General features: G+C 65.9%; 20 protein-coding genes. 2 read left to right on the top strand and 18 right to left on the bottom strand.

Going from position 1 to position 21,536, the window contains the following annotated elements; genetic code table 11:
* Positions 1 to 23: 23 nt before the first annotated feature.
* The 17 genes from lpxB to dnaE all read right to left on the bottom strand — a co-directional run bounded on the left by lpxB (position 24) and on the right by dnaE (position 18,853).
* A complete protein-coding gene (gene lpxB, locus B4K74_RS01455) occupies positions 24 to 1,193 on the bottom strand; it encodes a lipid-A-disaccharide synthase (RefSeq protein WP_286691441.1) in 1,170 nt (389 codons plus the stop codon).
* Positions 1,190 to 2,029 (bottom strand): UDP-2,3-diacylglucosamine diphosphatase, encoded by an 840-nt coding sequence (lpxI, locus tag B4K74_RS01450; protein WP_286691440.1) that lies wholly within the window; start codon positions 2,027 to 2,029, stop codon positions 1,190 to 1,192. Before lpxI ends, lpxB begins: the two co-directional genes overlap by 4 nt.
* Position 2,030: 1 nt before the next feature.
* Complete coding sequence (gene lpxA / locus B4K74_RS01445) at positions 2,031 to 2,819, bottom strand: acyl-ACP--UDP-N-acetylglucosamine O-acyltransferase (protein ID WP_123286722.1); 789 nt, start codon at positions 2,817 to 2,819, stop codon at positions 2,031 to 2,033.
* Positions 2,819 to 3,280, bottom strand: coding sequence for a 3-hydroxyacyl-ACP dehydratase FabZ (gene fabZ, locus B4K74_RS01440; RefSeq protein WP_286691439.1), 462 nt, complete (start codon positions 3,278 to 3,280; stop codon positions 2,819 to 2,821). Before fabZ ends, lpxA begins: the two co-directional genes overlap by 1 nt.
* Before the next feature lies 1 nt (position 3,281).
* Positions 3,282 to 4,295, bottom strand: a complete 1,014-nt coding sequence (gene lpxD, locus B4K74_RS01435) for a UDP-3-O-(3-hydroxymyristoyl)glucosamine N-acyltransferase (protein WP_286691438.1) — start codon at positions 4,293 to 4,295, stop codon at positions 3,282 to 3,284.
* 16 nt (positions 4,296 to 4,311) lie between these two features.
* A complete protein-coding gene (locus B4K74_RS01430) occupies positions 4,312 to 4,899 on the bottom strand; it encodes an OmpH family outer membrane protein (RefSeq protein ID WP_286691437.1) in 588 nt (195 codons plus the stop codon).
* Positions 4,900 to 4,936: 37 nt separating this feature from the next.
* Positions 4,937 to 7,342, bottom strand: a complete 2,406-nt coding sequence (gene bamA, locus B4K74_RS01425; protein WP_286691436.1) for an outer membrane protein assembly factor BamA — start codon at positions 7,340 to 7,342, stop codon at positions 4,937 to 4,939.
* Between the two features lie 32 nt (positions 7,343 to 7,374).
* Positions 7,375 to 8,589 (bottom strand): M50 family metallopeptidase, encoded by a 1,215-nt coding sequence (locus tag B4K74_RS01420; protein ID WP_286691435.1) that lies wholly within the window; start codon positions 8,587 to 8,589, stop codon positions 7,375 to 7,377.
* A 37-nt stretch (positions 8,590 to 8,626) separates the two neighbouring features.
* Positions 8,627 to 9,820 (bottom strand): 1-deoxy-D-xylulose-5-phosphate reductoisomerase, encoded by a 1,194-nt coding sequence (gene dxr, locus B4K74_RS01415; protein ID WP_286691434.1) that lies wholly within the window; start codon positions 9,818 to 9,820, stop codon positions 8,627 to 8,629.
* On the bottom strand, positions 9,820 to 10,644 hold the full coding sequence (locus tag B4K74_RS01410; protein ID WP_123286728.1) for a phosphatidate cytidylyltransferase: 825 nt from the start codon (positions 10,642 to 10,644) through the stop codon (positions 9,820 to 9,822). Before B4K74_RS01410 ends, dxr begins: the two co-directional genes overlap by 1 nt.
* On the bottom strand, positions 10,644 to 11,426 hold the full coding sequence (gene uppS, locus B4K74_RS01405) for a polyprenyl diphosphate synthase (RefSeq protein ID WP_286691433.1): 783 nt from the start codon (positions 11,424 to 11,426) through the stop codon (positions 10,644 to 10,646). The genes B4K74_RS01410 and uppS overlap by 1 nt, the downstream gene beginning before the upstream one ends.
* Positions 11,423 to 11,980, bottom strand: a complete 558-nt coding sequence (gene frr, locus B4K74_RS01400; RefSeq protein ID WP_123286729.1) for a ribosome recycling factor — start codon at positions 11,978 to 11,980, stop codon at positions 11,423 to 11,425. Before frr ends, uppS begins: the two co-directional genes overlap by 4 nt.
* A gap of 27 nt (positions 11,981 to 12,007) precedes the next feature.
* A complete protein-coding gene (pyrH, locus tag B4K74_RS01395) occupies positions 12,008 to 12,754 on the bottom strand; it encodes a UMP kinase (RefSeq protein WP_123286730.1) in 747 nt (248 codons plus the stop codon).
* A 135-nt stretch (positions 12,755 to 12,889) separates the two neighbouring features.
* A complete protein-coding gene (gene tsf / locus B4K74_RS01390) occupies positions 12,890 to 13,828 on the bottom strand; it encodes a translation elongation factor Ts (RefSeq protein ID WP_286691432.1) in 939 nt (312 codons plus the stop codon).
* Between the two features lie 92 nt (positions 13,829 to 13,920).
* Positions 13,921 to 14,847: a 30S ribosomal protein S2 gene (rpsB, locus tag B4K74_RS01385; RefSeq protein ID WP_123286732.1), complete on the bottom strand. Its 927-nt coding sequence runs from the start codon at positions 14,845 to 14,847 to the stop codon at positions 13,921 to 13,923.
* A 182-nt stretch (positions 14,848 to 15,029) separates the two neighbouring features.
* A complete protein-coding gene (locus B4K74_RS01380; RefSeq protein ID WP_123286733.1) occupies positions 15,030 to 15,392 on the bottom strand; it encodes a GFA family protein in 363 nt (120 codons plus the stop codon).
* Positions 15,392 to 18,853, bottom strand: coding sequence for a DNA polymerase III subunit alpha (dnaE, locus tag B4K74_RS01375; RefSeq protein ID WP_286691431.1), 3,462 nt, complete (start codon positions 18,851 to 18,853; stop codon positions 15,392 to 15,394). The genes B4K74_RS01380 and dnaE overlap by 1 nt, the downstream gene beginning before the upstream one ends.
* Positions 18,854 to 19,159: 306 nt before the next feature.
* Here dnaE and msrA point away from each other — a divergent pair, with 306 nt between their 5' ends.
* The gene (gene msrA / locus B4K74_RS01370) at positions 19,160 to 19,768 is read left to right on the top strand and encodes a peptide-methionine (S)-S-oxide reductase MsrA (protein ID WP_286691430.1); all 609 of its coding nucleotides are present in this window, start codon (positions 19,160 to 19,162) and stop codon (positions 19,766 to 19,768) included.
* 4 nt (positions 19,769 to 19,772) lie between these two features.
* Here msrA and B4K74_RS01365 read toward each other — a convergent pair whose 3' ends face one another.
* On the bottom strand, positions 19,773 to 20,630 hold the full coding sequence (locus tag B4K74_RS01365; RefSeq protein ID WP_286691429.1) for an SDR family oxidoreductase: 858 nt from the start codon (positions 20,628 to 20,630) through the stop codon (positions 19,773 to 19,775).
* A gap of 73 nt (positions 20,631 to 20,703) precedes the next feature.
* Here B4K74_RS01365 and B4K74_RS01360 point away from each other — a divergent pair, with 73 nt between their 5' ends.
* Positions 20,704 to 21,534, top strand: a complete 831-nt coding sequence (locus tag B4K74_RS01360; protein WP_123286737.1) for an enoyl-CoA hydratase-related protein — start codon at positions 20,704 to 20,706, stop codon at positions 21,532 to 21,534.
* The last annotated feature ends 2 nt before the right edge of the window (positions 21,535 to 21,536 follow it).

The following is a 21,536-nucleotide window of genomic DNA, read 5'->3' as shown; positions in this document are numbered from 1 at the left end:
AACAACCTTCTTGGAAACGACAACTAGGCGGCGGATCGTTCGGCAATCACCTCAAGCACCGCATCCGCTGCAATCTCGGACGGATCGCGGCCCTCGCGGCCCATAAGGTCGAGGGCGGCGGTCTGGCGGCGCGACTGGTCGGCGCGGGCGGCGGGGTTGGCGAGGAGGCGCTCGACGGCTGGAACCAGCTTTTCGGGCGTGGCATCCTTCTGGATGTATTCAGGCGCGATTTCCTCGTCGGCGGCGTGGTTGAACAGGGTTGCGTATTTGCCGGTGAAGAAGGGCCGCATGATCGCATAACTGAGCGGCTGGAAACGATAGGCGATGATCATGGGCGCGCCCGCCAGCGCCAGCTCGGTCGAGACGGTGCCGCTGGTGGCCAGCGCCACGGTCGCGGCCTTCATCGCGGCGTATTTGTCGTCTTCCTCGACCAGATGAGCTTCGATGGGCCAGTCCGCGACCTGGGCGCGGACACTGGCCGCCACAGTTCCGGCAACGACGACGGCGACCTGGAGATCGGGCATGGACGCCTTCAGTCGCGCAACCGTCTCGGCATAGACCGGCGTCATCAGGCGGATTTCGGACGGGCGACTGCCGGGCAGGACCAGCAGAAGCGGCGCGTCGGCGGCGATCCCGCGCGTTGTCCGGAAGGCGGCCGGATCGGCGCCGGACATGTCGACATGCAGCGCCTGTGACCCCACCACGGTGGTCGGCAGGCCCTCGCGCTCGAACCACGGCGCGTCAAAGGCGTAGAGGGCCAGCAGGTGATCTACCGCCGCGGCCAGCGTCTTTGCCCGGCCGGGACGCGAGGCCCAGACCTGGGGGCCGACGTATTTGATCAGCGGCACAGCGGGCATGAGGGGCCGCAGCGCCCCGGCGACCCGGATGGTGAACCCCCAACTGTCGATCAGGACTACGGCATCGGGCCGTTCGCGTGTGGCCAGATCGAGCGTGTCCGCCACGCGCTGCTTGACCAGACCATAGGCCTTCACCCCTTCAAGCCAGCCATGGATGGACAGGTCGGCGATGTCGAAGGGGCTGGCGATGCCCTCGGCCGCCATCCGGGGGCCGCCGATACCGACCAGTGACAGGTCGCCGCCCAGCCGCGTCTTCAGGGCCTTGGCGAGACCCGCGCCGAGGGCATCTCCCGAGGCTTCGGCTGCCACCAGCATGATCTTCAGCGGACGACTCATGCGCCCTCGCCCCAGATGAACAGGCCCAGCCGGTCGGCGGTCTCGATCATGGCGGGGCGATCGATCAGGATCAGCCGCCTCGCCCGTCCGCCGATTCCGGCGAGACCCGCCTCAGCCGCCAGTTCCACGGTGCGGGCGCCCATGACCGGCATGTCGACGCGCAGGTCCTGAATGGGCTTGGGCGCCTTGCCGAGCGCGCCCTTGGGCGAGCCGCGCGCGCCGCGCAGGTCGGCGGGCAGGCCGGCGACCCGGCGCAGCATGGCGTCGGTGCCCTCTTGCGCCTCCACCGCCAGCACCAGACCGTCGCAAACGACGGCCCCCTGACCGATGTCCAGTTCGCCCGATTTTTCCGCGACATGGAGCGCCTTCCTGAGATCGGAAAGTTGCTCTTCTGTAGGATGAATACCCCCCAAGGCCCCGACCGGCAGGCTGTCACCGCCCAGTATGTCGTCGGCGCCTTCGACGGCGAAGCCTTCGCCCTCGAAGATCGACAGGATCTTGCGCAGAAGGGCGTCGTCACCCCTGGTCGCCGCTGCAATGATGCCCGGCAGCAGGGTCGCGCCCTTGATGTCGGGGCGCAGGGTCTTGAAGTCCGGCCGGCTGACCGTCCCCGCAAGGCAGACAACCTGACAGCCGGCCGACTTCATCTCGGACAGGATGCGGCCGATCTCGGCCATGCCCGCCTCAATGCCCGGATAGCGAGCCAGATGCAGGTCGGCAAAGCCGGCCAGACGGATGAGGTGCAGATCGCGCCCCTCGGCCTCGCAGCGGGCGGCGACGGCCAATGGCAGGGCGCCGCCCCCGGCAATCAGCCCCAGCTTGCCCCGCGCGGCCAACTCAGCCCTCGGGCAGGCAGAGCGGACGGCGCGTGTCCTGACGGATGAAGTCCACGATCTCGACGATCTCGGGCAGATCGGCATAGGTCACGGCGACCGCGTCCAGCCGCTGGGCGAAGGGCTGGTCCTTGCTCTCGAACAGATCGCGATAGGCGGCCAGAAGGCGCCGGATGGCGGCCTTGTCGTAGCCCTTGCGTTTCAGGCCGATCAGGTTGAGGCCGCGCAACTGCGCATGATTGCCCCAGGCCGAGCCATAGGGGATGACGTCGCGAGTCACCGCCGCGAGGCCGCCGACGATGGCGCCCTGCCCCACCCGGCCGAACTGGTGGACGGCGCAAAGCCCGCCGAGGAAGACCTTGTCCCCGACTACCGAATGCCCCCCCAGGGTCGCATTGTTGGCGAAGGTGATATTGTTGCCGACCACGGCATCGTGGCCGACGTGGGCGCCGGTCATGAACAGATTGTCCGAGCCGATCAGCGTATCGGCCCGGTCGGCGGGCGTGCCGCGATTGAAGGTGCAGTGCTCGCGAATGGTGTTGCGCTCACCGATAGTCAGGGTCACGCGCTCGCCCTTGTACCCGCCGTGCTGGGGGTCGCCGCCGATGACGGCAAAGGGGTGGATGACCGTGTTCGCCCCGACCGTCGTGTCGCGCGGTATGACGACATGGCTGACCAGTCGGACGCCGGCCGCCAGCGTGACGCCCGGGCCGACGGTGCACCAGGGGCCGATCTCGACGTCCCCGGCCAGCTCGGCCGTGGGATCGACCATCGACGTGGGATGAATGGCCATCAGCGGATCGGCTGTTCGACGGTGGACGCCATGGCCGCGAAGTCGGCTTCGGCCGCCAGCTTTCCGTCGATGAAGGTCTCACCCCGGAATTTAAAAATGTCGCCGCGCTGCCGGGTGACGACCACCTTCATGCGCAGCTGGTCACCGGGACGGGCGGGCTTGCGGAAGCGCACGCCGTCGATCGACATGAACAGGATGACCTTGCCCTCGACCGAGACATCCAGGGACTTGGACATCAGCAGGGCGCCCGTCTGCGCCATGGCCTCGACGATCATCACCCCGGGCATGACCGGGTCTATGGGAAAGTGTCCGGGGAAGTACGGCTCGTTGTGCGTGACGTTCTTGATGCCGGTGATCGAGGTCCCCGAGACGAAATCTTCGGCCCGGTCGATCAGCAGGAAGGGATAGCGATGCGGTAGCCGTCGCATCACCTCGGCATAGTCAATCCGGTCGTCGGTCATCTCAGCTCTTGGGCTCGCCTCTGCTCTTGCCTGCCTGTTTGGCCAACCAGATGGCTTCGCGCAAGGATTGACGCAGCGGTTTGGCCGGATAACCCGACCAGGTTTCCCCCGGCGGAATGTCGGCCAGCACGCCGGCACCCGCCGCGACACGGGCCCCTTCACCGATCGTGATGTGGTCGCCGATGCCTGCCCGGCCACCGAACATGACATTGTCTCCGACCGTCACCGAGCCCGAAATGCCGGTGTGCGCCGCCAGAAGGCCGTTGCGTCCGATCACGACGTTGTGGCCGATCTGGACCTGATTATCGATCTTGGAGTTCTCGCCGATGACGGTGTCATTATAGGCCCCGCGGTCGATGCAGGTGTTGGCACCGACTGTCACCCCGTCCTGCAGGATGACCCGCCCAAGCTGGGGAATATCGACCGGGCCGGTCTTTGAGGGCGCCGCGCCAAAGCCGGCCTCGCCGATTCGAGCACCGGCGAGAATACGAACCCGATCCCCGATCAGGGCATGGGAAAGGCTGACCAGAGAGCCGATCTGGCAGTTTCGACCGATCTGGACTCCGGGTCCAACGACCGTGTTGGCCCCGATGCGCGTTCCCCGGCCGATGCTGACGCCCTGGCCCAGCACGACGCCGGGCTCGACGATCACGCTGTCATCCTCGAGCCAGGCCGGTGGACTGGCAGAGACATCGATCGCGTGCGGCCGGTGCAGCAGGTCCGCGCACCGGGCCCAGGCCGCCTGAACCTCGGTCGAGACAATCACGGCGGCCCCAGCCGGGACCTCATCGATCAGGGCCTCGGACACGATAACGGCCCCGGCGCGGGTCTGCGCCAGGGCCGCTTTCATGCGACGATCAGACAGGAAGGTCAGATCTGCGGAGTCGGCGCGGGCCAGCGGGGCAACGCCCGAGATGACCCTGTCGCCGCCGCGGATGACCCGGCCACCGATGGCGACGGCCAGGTCATCGACCGTCCGTTCGGGGAGGGTCTGAAAGAAGCGGGCGTCCGGCATCCCTCCCCCGATGGACTTACTGAGCCGGTTGCTGGACCGGAACCGGCATGCGGTTGAACGACAGCGACGGCAGCTGGGTGTTAAGACGCTGGATGACCATGTCCGTGATGTCCATCTGCGGATTGGCCTCGTACACAGCCTCACCGCTGATCAGGATGCCACAGCCGCGTTCCTGATAGACGGCAACAAGGATGGGGTCGACCGCACGGGCAATGGCCGTCCGTTGCTGGCTCAGGGTGTACTCCAGCTCCTGCGAGCGGGTCTGTTCCAGTTGCTCGGCCTCGGCAATGCGCTGCTGCACGGCCTGGCTGCGCTGGGCGAACTCTTCCTGCGGAATGGTTCCGCGGCCCTGCTGGAGCGCCTGGATTTCGGCACCGATGGACTGGCCGTAGGGCGCCAGTTCATTGACGACTTCGTCGGTCAGGCGACGCATGCCCTGCTGGACGGACTGGCCGACGGTGGACTGAGCCACCAGGCGCGAGTTGTTGTAGACGCACAGGCCGGGGATAACCGGGCCAGGGTTCTGCGGGCCGGCGGCTTGGGCCAGGACGGGCGTGGCCGTCAGGGTGGCCAGGGCAACGGCGGCGATTGCAAACAACTTCATGGTCTTACTCACATGGCGGCGTCGGGGATGACGCCTCTTAGAATTGGGTGGAGGTCGAGAAGCGGAAGCCCTCGGTCTTGTCGTAATCTTCGCTGGAGAAGATCTTGGAGATGTCGAACCGGATCGGTCCCACGGGCGCGCGCCAGTGGATGCTGATGCCGGCTGACCCACGGATAGACAGGTCATCGACGATGCGGGTGTTGCGAAGCCCTGTCGTGGTGTCGAACAGATAGCGGTCGTCCAGAACGCCAACCGTACCGACATCGGTGAACAGCGAGGTCCGAATGCCGTACTCTTCCGGCAGACCGTTAGGCACCGTCAGTTCCATTGTCCCGATGACGTAGAAATTACCGCCGAGGGCATCGGTGGTCAGGGTATCGCGAGGGCCGAGACCCGCGGTCTCGAAGCCCCGGAAGCTGTTGCCACCCTTGAAGAAGCGGTCGTTGATCCTGACGGGATCGCCGCCCCAGCCCGACACATAGCCCGTCTGGAACTGGGCCGTGACCACCCACTCGGGCCGAATGCCCCAATAGGCCGACGCTTCGGCTTCGGTGCGGATGTAGTTCACGTCACCGCCGAGACCGGCGATGTCCTGACGGATGGTGCCGGCCCAGCCGCGCGTCGGCCGCACGGGATCGTTCCGGCGATCGACCAGGATGGTGTAGCCGGCCGAAGAGTTCACGAAAGACCCGACCTGATCGCACAGGGCCGATGATCCCTGTCCGCTCCGGCAGAAGCTGGCCGGCACAATAACTTCGTCAGCCTTCAGGAAGTATCGGGTGCTGAGCAGCGTGTACCCGTTCAGAGGATAGGACAGGCGCAAGCCCGCGCCGGTCGACCTGTAGTCATAGGACGAGAACTCGCTGAGGTCGTAGCGCGAGTGGAAGATGTCGAAGCCTGCTCGCAGGTCGCGGCCCATGAATTTCGGTTCGGTAAAGCGGAAGTCGATGTTCTGGCGCAGCGATCCCCACTCGATGCGCGCCACAACGGCCTGGCCGCGACCGCGGAAATTGCTCTCCGAAACGCCCAGGTTGACGACGAAGGAGTCGACCGAGCTAAAGCCTGCGCCGACCGACAGTTCGCCGGTGGGCTGTTCCTCGACGGTGACGTTGACCACGGAACGATCAGGAGCCGAACCCCGCACTTCCTCGATCGTCACATCCTTGAAGAAGCCGAGGCCACGAAGATTGTTGCGCGAACGCTCCACCAGGGTGCGGTTGAAGGCATCGCCTTCGGTCAGGGCCAGTTCGCGGCGGATAACCGGGTCGATGGTCCGCGTATTGCCGACCACATTGATACGCTCGACATAGACCCTCTGGCCTTCGGCGACGTTGAAGGTGACGTCGACTGTATCGGTCTCGGGATTCGGACGGTAGCTGGGCGAGATCTCGACGAAGGCATAGCCCGCCGAACCAGCGGCATAGGTCAAGGTATCCACCGCCTGCTCGATCTTGCCGCTTTCGTAGAGGTCGCCCTCGCGGATCGGCAGGATCAGCTTCAGGAAGTCGGCATTCAGTCGGTCATTCTCCGTGACCACGTCGACTTCGCCGAAATTGTAGCGGTCGCCCTCGTCCACCGTCAGGGTGATGGAAAAGGCGCTGTCATCCGGCAGCAGCTCAGCCACGGCCGACAGGACGCGGAAGTCGTAATAACCGCGGTTCGTATAGAATTCCCGCAGCTGCTCGCGGTCGTAATCGAGGCGGTTCGGGTCGTAGTTGTCGTTGCTGGTGAACAGCCGCCACCAGCGCGACTGCTTCGAGACCATGACCTCGCGCAGATCGCCGTCCGAGAAAGCCCGATTGCCGATGAAGGTGATGGCCTGCAGACCCGTCTCGGGGCCTTCGTCGATCTCGAAGATCACATCGACGCGGTTCTGTTCCAGTTGAACGATCTTGGGCGTCACACTGGCTGAAATTCGACCCGAAAGGCGATACAGTTCGACGATCTTGCCGACGTCGTCCTGGATTCGTGCCCGCGTATAGATACCGCGCGGCCGGATGGTGACTTCCTCGCTGAGCTTGTCGTCGCCGATGGCGCCGTTCCCCTCGAAGATCACCTGATTGATGATCGGGTTCTCGACCACTTCGACGATCAGAACGCCGTTCTGAACGCCCATCTGCACGTCAGCAAACAGGCCGGTGCGGGACAGGGTGCGGACGGCGACGTCCAGCACCACCGGATCGACCGTGTCGCCGGGCCGGATCGGCAGATAAGACAGGACGGTGGCGTCCTCGATGCGCAGATTGCTGCCGCGCACCTCGATAGCCGTCACCAGCACGCGTTGATCCTGGGTCGGGTCCTGGGCTGCGGGCTGGGCCTGAACCGGCGGCGGCGACGTTTCCTGGGCCAGAACCGGCCCGGCCAGACCCGCACCGATTACAAGCGCAACGGCGCTGGCGCGACCGGCGAAGATGTAAGGGGCGGAAAAGGAAGACTTATGCATCACGGGTCCCATCGGGGGCTGGCGCCGGCTCATCAAGCGAGCCCGCCGAGGAATTTGAACAGGTTCAGCTTTTGTAGATCGTTCCAGGTGGCGAACAACATCAAACCCGCCAGCAAAGCAAGACCGACCCTGAACCCTGCCTCCTGAAAGCGGGCTGCAACAGGCTTCTTGGCAACAGCTTCATAGCCATAAAAAACCAGGTGTCCGCCATCCAGGATCGGGATCGGCAAGAGGTTTAGAAAGCCAATTCCGATCGAAAGTATGGCAGCGAAGCTTGTCATGGTGACAATCAGATTGAAAGCCGTCGCTCCCGGATCCGGATTGGCCTCGACGGCCGCGCTGGTCAGGGCGCCGGACGCCTTGGCGATCCCGATGGGTCCGCTCAGCTGATCACCGCTCTCGCGGCCCGTGAAGATGCGGCCGATGTAGCGAATGCTGGTGGCCAGCACGTCGCCGGTCTGGGACACCGCCTGCCCCACCGCCGCGATAGGCCCGTAGCGCACGTGCCGTATTTCATCCATCGCCGGAAGCAGGCCCAGACCGATGCGGCCCACGGTAATCCGGCCCGCGACAGGGTCGGTGACGGTCTCGCGTTCCGGAACAGCGGTAAGCGTAAGCTCATCCCCGCCCCGCTCGACCATGAAGCGCAACCGGTCCCCGCTGCTCAGGGAGACAATGCGGGTGACATCGCGCTGATCCTCGACGCGTCGCCCATTGATGCCGGTGATGAGATCGCCCGGCAGGAAGCCCGCGGACGCCGCAGGACTGCCGGCAGAAACCTGCGCCACCCGGGCCGGCTGAATTTGGACGCCGATCAGAGAGAACAGCAGGGTGAAGACCACGATGGCCAGGACGAAGTTGGCCATGGGCCCCGCAAGGACGATAAGGGCGCGCTGCCAGACCGGCTTGAAATGGAAATAGTCGCGGATCGCCTCGGGGCCCTGCTCGGCGATGATGCGGTCCTTCAACTCGGCCAGGCCCGCCTGATCCGGCACGCTGGACGGATCGAGGTCACCCGAAAACTTCACATAGCCGCCCAACGGGATCCACCCCAGCCGCCATTCGGTGCCCTGGCGGTCGGTACGGGACAGCAGACCTCGGCCAAAGCCGATGGCAAACCGGTCGATCTTGACGCCGAACGCCCGCGCCACAAGGAAATGGCCCAGTTCGTGGATCGTCACCACGACGGTCAGAACAAGCAGAAAGGGCAGCACATAGAGCGGCGCCTGGGCCAGGAAGTCGATCATGCGGTCGCTCTATTCCCCCTCGTCGATCCGGACAGGATCATGCAGCCTGCTCGCGTCGGTCCAGACAGATCCGGGCCAGACGGCGGGCCTCCTGATCCACGGCCAGGGCCGCTTCACAGGCGTCTCCGGACCCTCCGACAAGGTCCGATGCCGACGCCATTTCAAGGGTGTCGGCTATGACTGCGGCAATATTGAGAAAGGCCAGACGCCGGTCAAGGAAAGCGAGGGCGGCGACCTCATTGGCGGCATTGAAGATGGCGGGCGCGGCCCCTCCGGCGCGAAGGGCCTGTCGGGCGAGATTCAGGGCCGGAAAGCGTTCGGTGTCGGGCGCCTCGAACGTCAACCGCCCCAGCGAGACCATATCCAGCGGTGGCGCTTGCCACGGCATGCGCTTGGGCCACGCAAGCGCATAGGCGATCGGCGTGCGCATGTCGGGCGGCCCCATCTGGGCCAACGTCGATCCATCCACGCATTCCACAAGGCTGTGGATAATCGACTCGGGGTGGACCACGACGTCGATCTTCGCCTCGGGCATGGAAAACAGCCAGGCCGCCTCGATCATCTCCAGACCCTTGTTGGCCAGGGTGGCGCTGTCTACCGAGATCTTGGCGCCCATACTCCAGTTCGGATGGGCGACGGCCCGCTCGGGGGTGACGTGCTCCAGCTCCGAGGCCGGAGTCTGGCGAAAGGGCCCGCCCGAAGCGGTCAACACCAGCTTGCGAACCCCTTCCGGGCGCTCGTGGGGAAAGACCTGGTGGATGGCCGAATGCTCGGAGTCGACCGGCAGGATCCGTCCACCGGCCGTGGTGGCGCGCGCCATGAGAGCGGGACCGCAGCAGACCAGACTTTCCTTGTTGGCCAGCCCGACGATGGCCCCGGTGCCCGCCGCCGCCCAAGTCGACTTCAGCCCCGCCACACCGACAATGGCCGCCATGATCCAGTCGGCGGGCTGCAGAGCCGCCTCGATCAGGGCGGCCTCACCCGCCGCGACCGCGATTCCCGTGCCCGCGAGCGCATGCTCCAGATCGGTCTTCAGCTCAGGCCAGACCGTCACCACCAACTCCGGGCGCCAGCGGCGTGCCGCCTCGGCCAGACGCTCGATGTTTCGACCACCGGTCAGGGCAGCGACGGTGAACCGAGCCGTCCCCGCGCGCTCGGCCTCGTCCATGAGCGCAAGGGTCGAACTACCAACTGAGCCCGTAGCCCCGAGAACGCTGATGCGGCGATGCATCACGCGGTCGCATCCGTCAGAATGAACAGCAGGCGGGCGCCCGCGAGGACGACGGCGGCAAACATCAGGCCGTCAACGCGGTCCAGCAGGCCGCCGTGACCGGGAATCAGGCCTCCGGCATCCTTGACACCAAAGCGTCGCTTGAGGGCGGACTCCCAAAGATCCCCCGCCATGGTAGCCAGAGCGGCAACAAAGCCCAGCAGCAGGCCCCAGGCCCAGGTTGGATTCGGGAGATCGAGCGGCAGCAGCCAGGCGATCAAGGCCCCTGCCCCCGCGCCGGCCATGAGTCCGCCGGCAAATCCCGACCAGGTCTTGTTGGGCGAATACCGGGGCCACAGCTTGGGCCCCTTGAGCACGCTGCCGACAATGAAGGCCGCGACGTCGGACGACCAGGCCACGACAAACACCAGAATCGTCCAGCTGAGCCCCACACCGGACTGGCCGTCGCGCAGCCAGATCAGCAGGATCGCGGGCCAGCCGAGGTAGAGGACCCCGTAGGCGGCATCGAGGCCTTCCTGTCGGACCCGTTTGGCGAACAGGCCAGCCGCCGCCGCGGCAAAGACGAGGGTTACCAGCGCCGGCGACATGGCCCCGGTGTGGGCGATCGCAGTCACGGCGACCAGCGACAGGGCCACGGCCCAGAAGATGGGACCCGGGCGTTCGCGCGCGCTCATCTCGGCCCATTCCCGGGCCAGAAGCACACAGGCTGCCAGCATGATGGCAAGGAACCACAGACTGCCCGCCCAGATGGCCAGCACCGCCAGCGGTGCAAGCACCAACGCCGAGACGACGCGCATGCCCAGGTTTCCGAACGGGATGCTCATCAGGACACGGCCATTTGTGGCCTTGACGCTCGACCCCCGAACCGCCGGTCGCGCCGGTGATACTCCTCGACGGCCGCGGCCAAGGCTTCCGGGCCGTAATCGGGCCAGAGGATGTCCTGAAACACCATCTCGGCATAGGCCGCTTCCCACAGCAGGAAGTTCGACAGCCTTTGCTCGCCGGAGGTACGGATGATCAGATCCACAGGCGGCCCGCGGTTGGTCGACAGGGCGGCACTGATATCGTCTTCGGTGATGTCTGGAACGTTCTCGCCCCGCTTCAGCGCCCGCTCGACCAGGGCGTTCACCGCATCGGTGATGTCGGCTCGCCCCCCATAGTTGAAGGCCACCTGAAGCAGAAAGCGGTCGTTGTGGGTAGTCTGTTGCTCGGCGCGGTCGACGATGGCGGCGATGTCGTCCGGTAGCCCCTGCCTGCGCCCCAGAATATGGATCCGCACGCCTTCGCGCTTCAGCCGGTCCAGATCACTGCCGACATAGGCCCGAACCAGCCCCATGAGGTCGGAGACCTCCTCGGCGGACCGTTTCCAGTTCTCGGTCGAGAAACCAAACACGGTCAGGCAGCGGATACCGAGATCGGCAGCCCCCCGAACGGTACGCTTCAGCGCCTGAACCCCCTCTCGGTGACCGGCGGCCCGCGGCAGGCCCCGACCCTCAGCCCAGCGGCCATTGCCGTCCATGATCAGGGCGACGTGGGCCGGTCCCGTGACCGCACCGGTCCGGGAAGGCGAAGGCTCAGGCGCGTTGGGGGGCCCGGAGGTCGTCACACCTGCATGATCTCGACTTCCTTGGTTTTCATCATCTCGTCGATACGCTTGATGGCGGCATCCGTGTCCTTCTGGACCTCGGCCTCCATCTTCTTCTGCTCATCCTGACTGATGTCGCTGGCCTTTTCCGCCTTCTTCAGGTCGTCATTGGCATCACGGCGGACGTTCCGGACCGCGATCTTCTGCTGCTCGGCATACTTACCGGCCAGCTTGACCAGGTCCTTGCGGCGCTCCTCGGTCAGCGGCGGCACGGGGATGCGCAGCATCTGACCATCGACGATCGGGTTGAGGCCGAGGCCCGCCGCCCGGATCGCCTTTTCGACCGACACCACCATGCCGCGGTCCCAGACATTGACCGTGATCATCCGCGGCTCGGGCACGCTGATGGCGGCCACCGCATTCAGGGGCGAGGTCGAGCCGTAGGCCTCAACCTGAACCGGGTCGAGCAGGCCGGCGTTGGCGCGGCCGGTTCGCAAGCCCGCGAACTCTTCCTTCAGCGCACTGACCGCCTTGTCCATGCGGTCGCGGTAGGTTTTCAGGTCGGGCTTTGCCATGTCGTTCTCGCTCTGGTGTCAGTTCGCTCAGCCGTCGCTTCTAGCGCCGGACTGGATAACGGTGAAGGCACCTTCCCCACGCAGCACCTTCTCAAGCGAGTCGTCCTCGCGGATCGAGAAGACCACGATCGGAATACCGCTGTCGCGCATCAGGGCGACGGCCGAGGCATCCATGACGCGCAGATCCTTCGCCAGGACGTCGTGATAGGTCAGGGTTTCGTAGCGGGTGGCCGACGGATCCTTCTTGGGATCGGCGCTGTAGACGCCATCGACGCTGGTGCCCTTCAGCAGGGCATCGCAACCCATTTCCGCAGCGCGGAGCGCGGCCCCCGAATCGGTGGTGAAGAAGGGTGCGCCGACGCCGGCGGCAAAGATCACGACCCGGCCCTTCTCGAGGTGCCGCAGGGCGCGGCGGCGAATATAGGGCTCGGCGACCGCATTCATGGTCAGGGCGCTCTGGACCCGCGTCTGGACGCCCATTTTCTCGAGCGCGCCCTGCATGGCCAGCGCATTCATGACGGTCGCCAGCATGCCCATATAGTCGGCGGTGGTGCGCTCCAGCCCGGCAGCGGCCTTGGACACGCCCCGGAAAATGTTTCCGCCACCGATGACGAGGCAGATTTCGACGCCCTGGCGCGCGACGCGGGCGACCGCTTCAGCCACCGATTCGACCGTGCCGATATCGATGCCGAATCCCTGATCGCCCATCAGGACCTCGCCCGACACCTTCAGCAGGACGCGCTTGTATCGATATCCGGATGAGGGGTTGGGCATGTCGGTTCCGTCAGCAAGCGACCGCCCGTCGGACAGGCGGCCATAAAGAAGGGGCGCGTGGGCCTTCAAAGCCCAACGCGCCCCCGTATGCAACGGTCCGATCACAGATCCGAACGGTATTTGGTGGATGCGGCCTTAGCCGGCCGTCATCGAGGCGACTTCAGCAGCGAAGTCCGGTCCTTCGACCTTCTCGACGCCTTCACCCAGGGCCAGACGGACGAATCCGGCCAGCTTCAGGTTCGACGAGCCCAGTTCCTTGGCCGTATCGGCAACCAGTTGCTCGACCGTCACATCCGGGTTCATGACGAAGGGCTGCTTGGACAGCACGACGTCCTTCTGGAACTTGGCAATCTGGCCGGACACGATCTTGTCGATCATGTTCTCCGGGCGACCTTCTTCCCTGGCCTTTTCGGTCAGGACAGCGCGTTCCTTCTCGATGGCGGCCGGGTCCAGATCGTCGGTGTTCAGCGACAGCGGCGCCGTGGCGGCGACGTGCATGGCGATCTTGCGGCCCACTTCACGCAGGGCTGCCTTGTCGCCCGCGCCTTCCAGAGCCACCAGCACACCGATGCGGCCGACACCCGGCGACACGGCATTGTGGACGTAGGAGGCAACGACGCCTTCGTCGACCGACAGGCGGGCGGCGCGGCGCAGCTGCATGTTCTCGCCGATCGTGGCGATCAGGCGGGTCACTTCGTCCTGGACGGTCGAGCCGTTCTCGAGCGTTGCGCCGTGGATGGCTTCCACGGTGTGGTGCTCAAGGCCCAGCTGGGCAAACGACTTGGCCGCGTCCTGGAACAGGTCATTGCGGGCCACAAAGTCGGTCTCGGCGTTGAACTCGATCGCAGCGCCGATTTCGCCCTTGCCGTCTTCACGGGTGGCGACGGCCACGAGGCCTTCAGCGGCGACACGGTCGGCCTTCTTGGCGGCCTTGGACAGGCCCTTGGCGCGCAGCCAGTCGATGGCGGCGGTGATGTCACCGTCGGTTTCCTGCAGGGCCTTCTTGCAGTCCATCATGCCCACGCCCGAACGCTCGCGCAGTTCCTTCACGAGGGCAGCGGTGATCTCGGCCATGTTCAATCTCCTGATATTCATAATGCGGGAACGGCCGGGCTGGTTTAGCCCGGCCGCGTAACAGTTTGGCGGTCGCGGTGAACCGCCGGGCTTCAGGCCTCGGCCTTGTCCGTCTCGGCAGCTTCCGGCGCGGCTTCCTCGGCGGCGGGCGCCTCCGTTTCAGCAGCGGTGGCTTCAGCAGCGGGGGCTTCGTCGGCGGCAATCATTTCCTCGGCGATGGCCTCGGCACCGGCCGGAGCCGGCTCGGCTTCAGCCTTGGGGGCCTTGGTCTTCAGGGCCGGCTCGACCGGGGGCGCTTCCGAGGCACCGATGTCGACGCCCGAGGCCGACTGGCCGGCGGCCAGACCGTCCAGGACCGCGTCGGCGATCAGATCGCAATAGGTCTGGATGGCGCGCGCGGCGTCGTCATTGCCCGGGATCGGATAGGTGATGCCGTCGGGATCGCAGTTGGTGTCCAGGATCGCGATGACCGGAATGTTCAGCTTGCGCGCTTCCAGGATGGCGATCGCTTCCTTGTTGGTGTCGATCACGAACATGATGTCCGGCAGGCCGCCCATGTCCTTGATGCCGCCCAGCGACAGCTCAAGCTTGTCGCGCTCGCGCGTCAGTGTCAGCAGTTCTTTCTTCTGGCGGCCGTCGCCACCGGTTTCCAGAAGGGCATCCAGTTCACGCAGGCGCTGGATCGAACCGGACACGGTCTTCCAGTTGGTCAGGGTGCCCCCGAGCCAGCGGTTGTTCATATAGTATTGGGCGCAGCGCTTGGCCGCCTCGGCCACGGGATCCGACGCCTGACGCTTGGTGCCGACGAACAGCACGCGGCCGCCCTTGGCCGCCACGTCGCGCACGGCGACCAGCGCCTGATGCAGCAGCGGGATCGACTGCGACAGGTCGATGATGTGGATGTTGGAGCGTGAGCCGAAGATGTAGCGCTCCATCTTCGGGTTCCAGCGGTGGGTCTGGTGGCCAAAGTGGGCGCCCGCTTCCAGCAGGGTACGCATCGAGAATTCAGGCAGAGCCATGATCGTGTAGTCCTTTTTCCGATTCAATCCGCCGCAGACGGTGAAAAGGACCGACGGGTCCCTCGGAACGGCTCGACCGGGATGTCTCCCCGGAACGCGCCACGCCTGCGTGTGAAGTGCGCGGGCATATAGGCGAGATCACCGGAAAGGGCAAGCGCCCTGCCCCGGCGACGCCGTATGGGTCAGAGCTTGTTGAGGCCGTCGAAACGGATCGTCTCGATCGTCCACGGCTCGACGTCATCGAGGGTGCGGACATTGACCGCGATCATGTCGCGGCCGTCCGGGGATTTGCCGGCCCCGAACGGCTCGACGCCGCACACCCGGCAGAACCGGTGACTGATAACGTGGCGGTTGAACAGATATTCGCTGAGCCGGTCCTCGCCCCGGATCAGACGGAAGGCATCCGGTGAAACGAAGCCCAGCATCAGCCCCTTACGGTAGCAGTGGGTGCAGTTGCACTCGATCACCCCGGACAGGTCCAGGTCCGCCTCGAAAGCCACGGCCCCACAGTGACAGGACCCTTTGTGCGTCGCCGTCTCGCTCATCACGCTTCCTCCAGCAGAACCACGCCCGGGACGGTCTTGAGCGCGCCGCGCAGGGCCGCATCCAGCCGGTACCGCCCCGGCAATTTCACCTCGACCTCGCGCCGGCCCTCCAGGGTAGCGATCAGGCTGACCTCGCCGCCGCGTCCGCCACCCTTGAGCGCCGACCGGTCCAGCCGGGCCTTCAGCGCAGCCGGGTCCGACCCCCGGCCCGACACGTGGACCCGCAGATTCACATCGGACTGTTCGATAGCCGTATCCATGCGGCTGGCCTCATCGCCGAAGAAGCGCACCTCGCCATCGCTGGCCTTGGCCCGCACCTTGACCATCAGGGCCGCACCCACCTCCAGCACATCGCGATAGCGGCGCAGCGCATCGGGCGTGAACAGGCATTCGAACTCGCCCGTCGGGTCCGAGAAATTGACGAAGGCGAATTTCTCGCCGCTTTTGGCGCTGGTCCGTTCCTGACGGCGGCGCACCACCCCGGCCATCAGGAAGGCCTCGTGCCCGCCCTCGGCCAGCGACAGGGCCTCTGCGGCGAAGGTCACCCGCTTGCGGCGCAGGGCGGCCTCCATGTCCTCCAGCGGGTGGCCTGACAGATAAAAGCCGACCGCCGCCAGTTCCTGGTCCAGCCGCTCGGGCCCGACCCAGGGCTCCACCGACTTCAGCCGGGGCCGCGCGGCATGCGCCTGATCCGCGCCAAACAGGCTGACCTGGGATGAGGCGCGCTCGGCGGCCACGCTCTGGCAATAGGCCATCAGCGTATCCGCCTGGTCGATGATCTGGCGACGGTTCGGGTGCAAACTGTCCAGCGCCCCCGCCTTGGCCAGCCCCTCAAGCGCCCGCTTGTTGACCGCCCGCGGGTCGACCCGCTCAAGGAAGTCGAACAGGTCGGCAAAACGACCGCCCTCCTCGCGCACCTGAACCACGTGGCGCATGGCCTCAAGCCCGACGTTGCGGATGGCGCCGAGGGCATACAGGACCGCGCCCTTGCCCTCATCATCGTACGCCACGTCAAAGTCGGCCGTCGAGCGGTTGATGTCCGGTGCCAGCAGCGTCACCCCGGCCTTGCGGGCGTCCTGATAGAAGATGGCCAGCTTGTCGGTGTTGGAGATGTCCAGCGACATGGAGGCGGCGAAGAACTCGACCGGGTGGTTCGCCTTCAGCCAGCCCGTCTGGTAGCTGATCATGGCATAGGCGGCGGCGTGTGACTTGTTGAAGCCATAGCCGGCGAACTTGGCCACCAGATCGAAGATGCCGCCCGACTGCTCCTCGGACACGCCGCGTTCCGAGGCACCCGCAATGAAGCGCGCCCGCTGGAAATCCATCTCCTCCTTCTTCTTCTTGCCCATGGCGCGGCGAAGAAGGTCGGCTTCCCCCAGACTGTAGCCCGCCAGGATCTGGGCGATCTTCATCACCTGTTCCTGGTAGATGATGACGCCGTAGGTCTCCTTCAGGACCTCGGCGAGCGAGGGGTGAAGGGTATCGACCTCGGCCCGGCCGAATTTGCGGTCGATATAGACGTCGATGTTCTCCATCGGCCCCGGCCGGTAGAGCGAGATCAGGGCGGTGACTTCCTCGATCGACTCGCAGCGCATCTTGCGCAGGGTGTCGCGCATGCCCTGGGATTCCAGCTGGAACACGCCGACCGTCTGGCCCGAGGCCATCAGCTCATAGGTGGCCCGGTCGTCGAGCGGCAGCAGCGAGAAGTCGACCGCCGCACCGCGCCGCTCCAGATAGCCGTGCGCCCGATCCAGAACCGTCAGCGTCTTCAGGCCCAGAAAGTCGAACTTCACCAGACCGGCGGGCTCGACCCACTTCATGTTGAACTGGGTGGCCGGAATGTCGGAGCGGGGATCCTTGTACAGCGGCGTCAACTCGACCAGGGGCCGGTCGCCGATGACGATGCCCGCCGCGTGGGTCGAGGCGTTGCGATACAGCCCCTCGAGTTCCAGCGCCGTGGCCAGCAGGGTGGCGACCGCGGGTTCGTCGTCACGCGCCTGTTTCAGGCGGGGTTCCAGCTCGATGGCCTGCGCCAGGGTGACAGGGTTGGCGGGGTTGGCCGGCACCATTTTGGCCAGCCGGTCGACCTGGCCCAGCGGCATCTGCAGCACCCGACCCACATCGCGCAGCACGGCCCGCGCCTGAAGCGTGCCGAAGGTGATGATCTGGGCGACGCGATCCTCGCCATAGTGCTTCTGCACATAGGCGATCACCTCTTCCCGCCGCTCCTGACAGAAGTCGATGTCGAAGTCGGGCATGGAGACCCGCTCTGGGTTCAGGAACCGTTCGAACAGCAAGCCGAACCGCAGCGGGTCGAGGTCGGTGATGGTCAGCGCCCAGGCGACCAGAGAGCCGGCACCGGAGCCCCGGCCCGGCCCGACCGGGATACCCTGTAGCTTGGCCCATTTGATGAAGTCCGACACGATCAGGAAGTAGCCGGGGAAGCCCATCTGCTGGATGACGCCGACCTCGAACTCGAGCCTGTCCCAATAGGCCTGCTCCGGGGCGGCCGCCTCGACCGCCGCCAGCCGGGCCTTCAACCCCTCTCGCGCCTGAAATGCCAGTTCGTCAGCCTCGTCTCGCCCTGCGCCGGTGTCGAACCGGGGCAGGATCGGCGCCCGCGTCGGCACCAGAAAGGCACAGCGCTTCGCGATTTCCAGCGTGTTGTCGCAGGCCTCGGGCAGGTCCGCGAATAAGGTCCGCATGTCGGATGCCGACTTGAACCAGTGGTGCGATGTCACCCGCCGGCGATCGTCCTGACCGGTGAAGGCGCCGTCGGCGATGCACAACAGGGCGTCATGCGACTTGGCCCGGTCGGCCCGGACGAAATAGACGTCATTGGTCGCAACCAGCGGGGCTTCGGATTTATAGGCCCAGGCCACCAGCCCGGCCTCGGCCTGCCGCTCTTCGGCCAGATCGTGGCGCTGCAACTCGACATAAAAGCGGTCACCGAACACCCGGGCCATTTCGGCCAGCGCTTCATGCGCCTCACCATCCCTGCCCTGCACAAACAGGGGATCGACCGGGCCATCCGGACCGCCCGACAACAGGATCAAGCCCTCGGCATGGTCGCGGACCCGCTCCCAGGGAACGCCCGGCTCGGCCAGATCTCCGGTTTCCAGATAGGCCAGCGACGACAGGGCCGACAGATTGCGCCAGCCGAGCTCGCTCTGGACCAGCAGAACCACGGTCGACAGCCGGGCCCAGCGCTCGGACCGCTGCCCGCCGATGCCGGTGACCGGCAGGGCGCACCCGATGATCGGCTGAACACCGGTCGCCTTGGTCGCCTGGCTGAATTCGAGGGCGCCGAACAGATTGGTGCGGTCGGCGATGGCCACAGCCGGCATTCTGGCCTCGGCGGCTAGCTTGCCAAGGGCCGAGGCCTTGATCGCCCCTTCCAGCAAGGAATAGGCGGAACGGGCCCTCAGGTGGACGAAACTGTCGCCGAACGCCTCTGTCACCGACTGTCTCCCTGCCCTGCGGCCCGCACACGCAATGACTATGGAAGGATTCTGGCCTCAGACACCCCGTCCGTTCCAATCCATCCCCAGCCGCGCGACGCTCCGGTGGATCAATAGGCCAGCAGGGCGGCCTGCCACGCCATCCAGACAAAACCGCCGCACGACGCCAGCGACAACATTTCCCGAACCCAACGCGCCATGATCAGCCTCCGTGATTATGTTCCGTTTCTGTTCTATGTTCTGTTTACGTTCCGTGTCAACAGCGGGGCTTGAAACCTTTCGTCGTCCGGCATCGTATCCAGAGTCATGACCCGTTTCCTGATCGCGCTTGCCGCCCTCATCGCCGCCTGCAGCCCCGCCCCGCCCGCGCCCGCCGAGGCCCCGCCTCCGGGCAGCCAGATCGCCGTCTTTGCCGGCGGCTGTTTCTGGTCGGCGGAAAAGGCGTTCGAGAACGTCCGGGGCGTGTCGTCTGTAGTCTCCGGCTTTGCGGGCGGTACCGTCGCCAATCCGACCTATGCCCAGGTCGTTCGGGGCGGCACGGGCCACCGGGAAGCCATCCAGGTGACCTTCGACCCCAACGTCGTGAGCTACCGCGCGCTGGTCGACCGGTTCTGGCGGACCATCGACCCGACCGACCCCGGCGGCGCCTTCTGTGATCGCGGCCCCAGCTATGAGACCGCCGTCTTTGCCACCGCCGAGCAGCGCCCCGCCGCCAATGCCTCGCGCGCGGCAGCCGAGCGAGCCCTCGGCCAGAGCTTCACCACGCCGGTGATTGCGGCCGCCCGCTTCTGGCCGGCCGGAAACGAACATCAGGACTACGCGCGTCGCAATCCGGGCCGCTACGAGGCCTATCGCATCGGCTGTCGCCGCAGCCCGGCCCTGCGCCGGGTCTGGGGCGATGCCGCGGTCGAATAGGACCTCAGCCGATCTTGACACCGGGCGGCGGCACGCTGTCCGCCGGGACGAAGAAGTCGGGCATCAGCGTTTTCGTCGGATCGACGCGATAGACGTCAAAGTCGCGCACGCCCTGCTCGTACAAGAAGCTGTCGTCGATCAGGAACCGGCCCGTATTCTCTCTCGCCGGCAGGCAGAACAGGGCATGGGCCGCATCGGCCAGAATCTCGGGCGTGCGGCAATGGGCCAGGCCCTCCTTACCCGCCAGGGCGAATTCGATGGCCGCAGTCGCTACCGCCGTGCGGGGCCACAGGGCATTAAAGGCAATGCCGTCGCCCTTGAATTCCTCGGCCATGCCCAGCATCGCCAGGCTCATATTGTACTTGGCCATCGAATAGGCGACGTGCGAGCCGAACCAGTGGGGAGATAGATCCAGCGGCGGTGACAGAGCCAGCACATGCGGATTGGTCGCCTGTTTAAGGTGCGGAATACAGGCCTTGGAGACCAGAAAGGTGCCACGCCCGTTGACCTGATGCATCAGGTCATACCGCTTCATGTCGGTGGCGAGCGTGCCCGTCAGCTGGATGGCCGAGGCATTGTTGACGCAGATGTCGATCCCGCCGAACCGGGCGACGGCGGCCTCGACCGCGACCATCACCGAGTCCTCGCTGCGCACATCGACGACCAGTGGCAGGGCCTTGCCCCCTGCGGCCTCGATCTCCTCGGCGGCGGAATAGATGGTGCCGGGCAGGTGTTTGTGCGCCTCGGCGGTCTTGGCGGCGATCACGACATTGGCGCCGTCCCGGGCCGCGCGCAGGCCGATGGCCAGCCCGATCCCCCGACTGGCCCCCGTGATGAAGAGCGTTTTTCCGTTGAGCGACATCGCCGCGGTCCTCCAGTGCATTTCGATGGAAAACCGATAGCATGGGTTTACCACCAATCGCGATGGCGCCGAGATGACCGAGACCCAACCCTTCCAGATCACCCGTGACGGAGCCGTCGCCCACCTGCGACTGTCACGGCCCGAAGTGTCCAATGCGCTGGACATGCGCTTCTGGACGGGGCTGGGGCCGGCCTTGAGGGGTCTGGACGCAGCAGGGGATGTGCGGGCGCTGGTCCTGTCGGGCGAGGGCCGGAATTTCTGCGCGGGAATGGACACCTCAGTCTTCACCGGCGGCGCTATCATGGGCACGGACACCGCCGCCGAGCGGCAGGCCTTCCATCAGGCGGCCCGCGAACTTCAGGACGCCCTGTCGATGCTGGAGCGAGTCCGCTTCCCGGTGATCGCTGCCGTGCAGGGCGCCTGCGTCGGGGCCGGGCTGGACATGATTGCCGCCTGCGACCTGCGGCTCGCTTCGGCCGACGCGTACTTCCGCATCGAGGAGATCAACATCGGCATGATGGCGGATGTCGGCAGCCTGCAACGCCTGCCCCTGCTGCTGCCCGAAGGTGTGGTGCGAGAGCTTGCCTATCTGGGCACCAGTCTCATGGCCGACCGCGCCGAGCGTCTGGGCTTCGTCAATGCTGTGCTGCCGGACGCCGATACCCTACTGGCTGCCACCCTGGAGATGGCGCACGCCATCTCCGCCAAGGCGCCTCTGGCGATCTCGGGGTCGAAGGCCGCGATCACCTACGCCCGCGACCACACCGTCGCCGACGGCCTGGAATGGGCCGCCGTCATGCAGGGTTCCATCTGGAACACCGCCGACATCCTCGGCGCCATTCAGGCCCGCGCCACGAAGAGCACGCCGACGTTTGTGGACCTGAAGCCCCTGCCCAAACCCTGAGC

This window comes from Brevundimonas sp. UBA2503 (genome assembly GCF_002341485.1).
GTDB lineage: Bacteria > Pseudomonadota > Alphaproteobacteria > Caulobacterales > Caulobacteraceae > Brevundimonas > Brevundimonas halotolerans.
The sequence above is the reverse complement of the archived record's forward strand: the minus strand, read 5'-3'. Positions and strand labels throughout refer to the sequence as shown.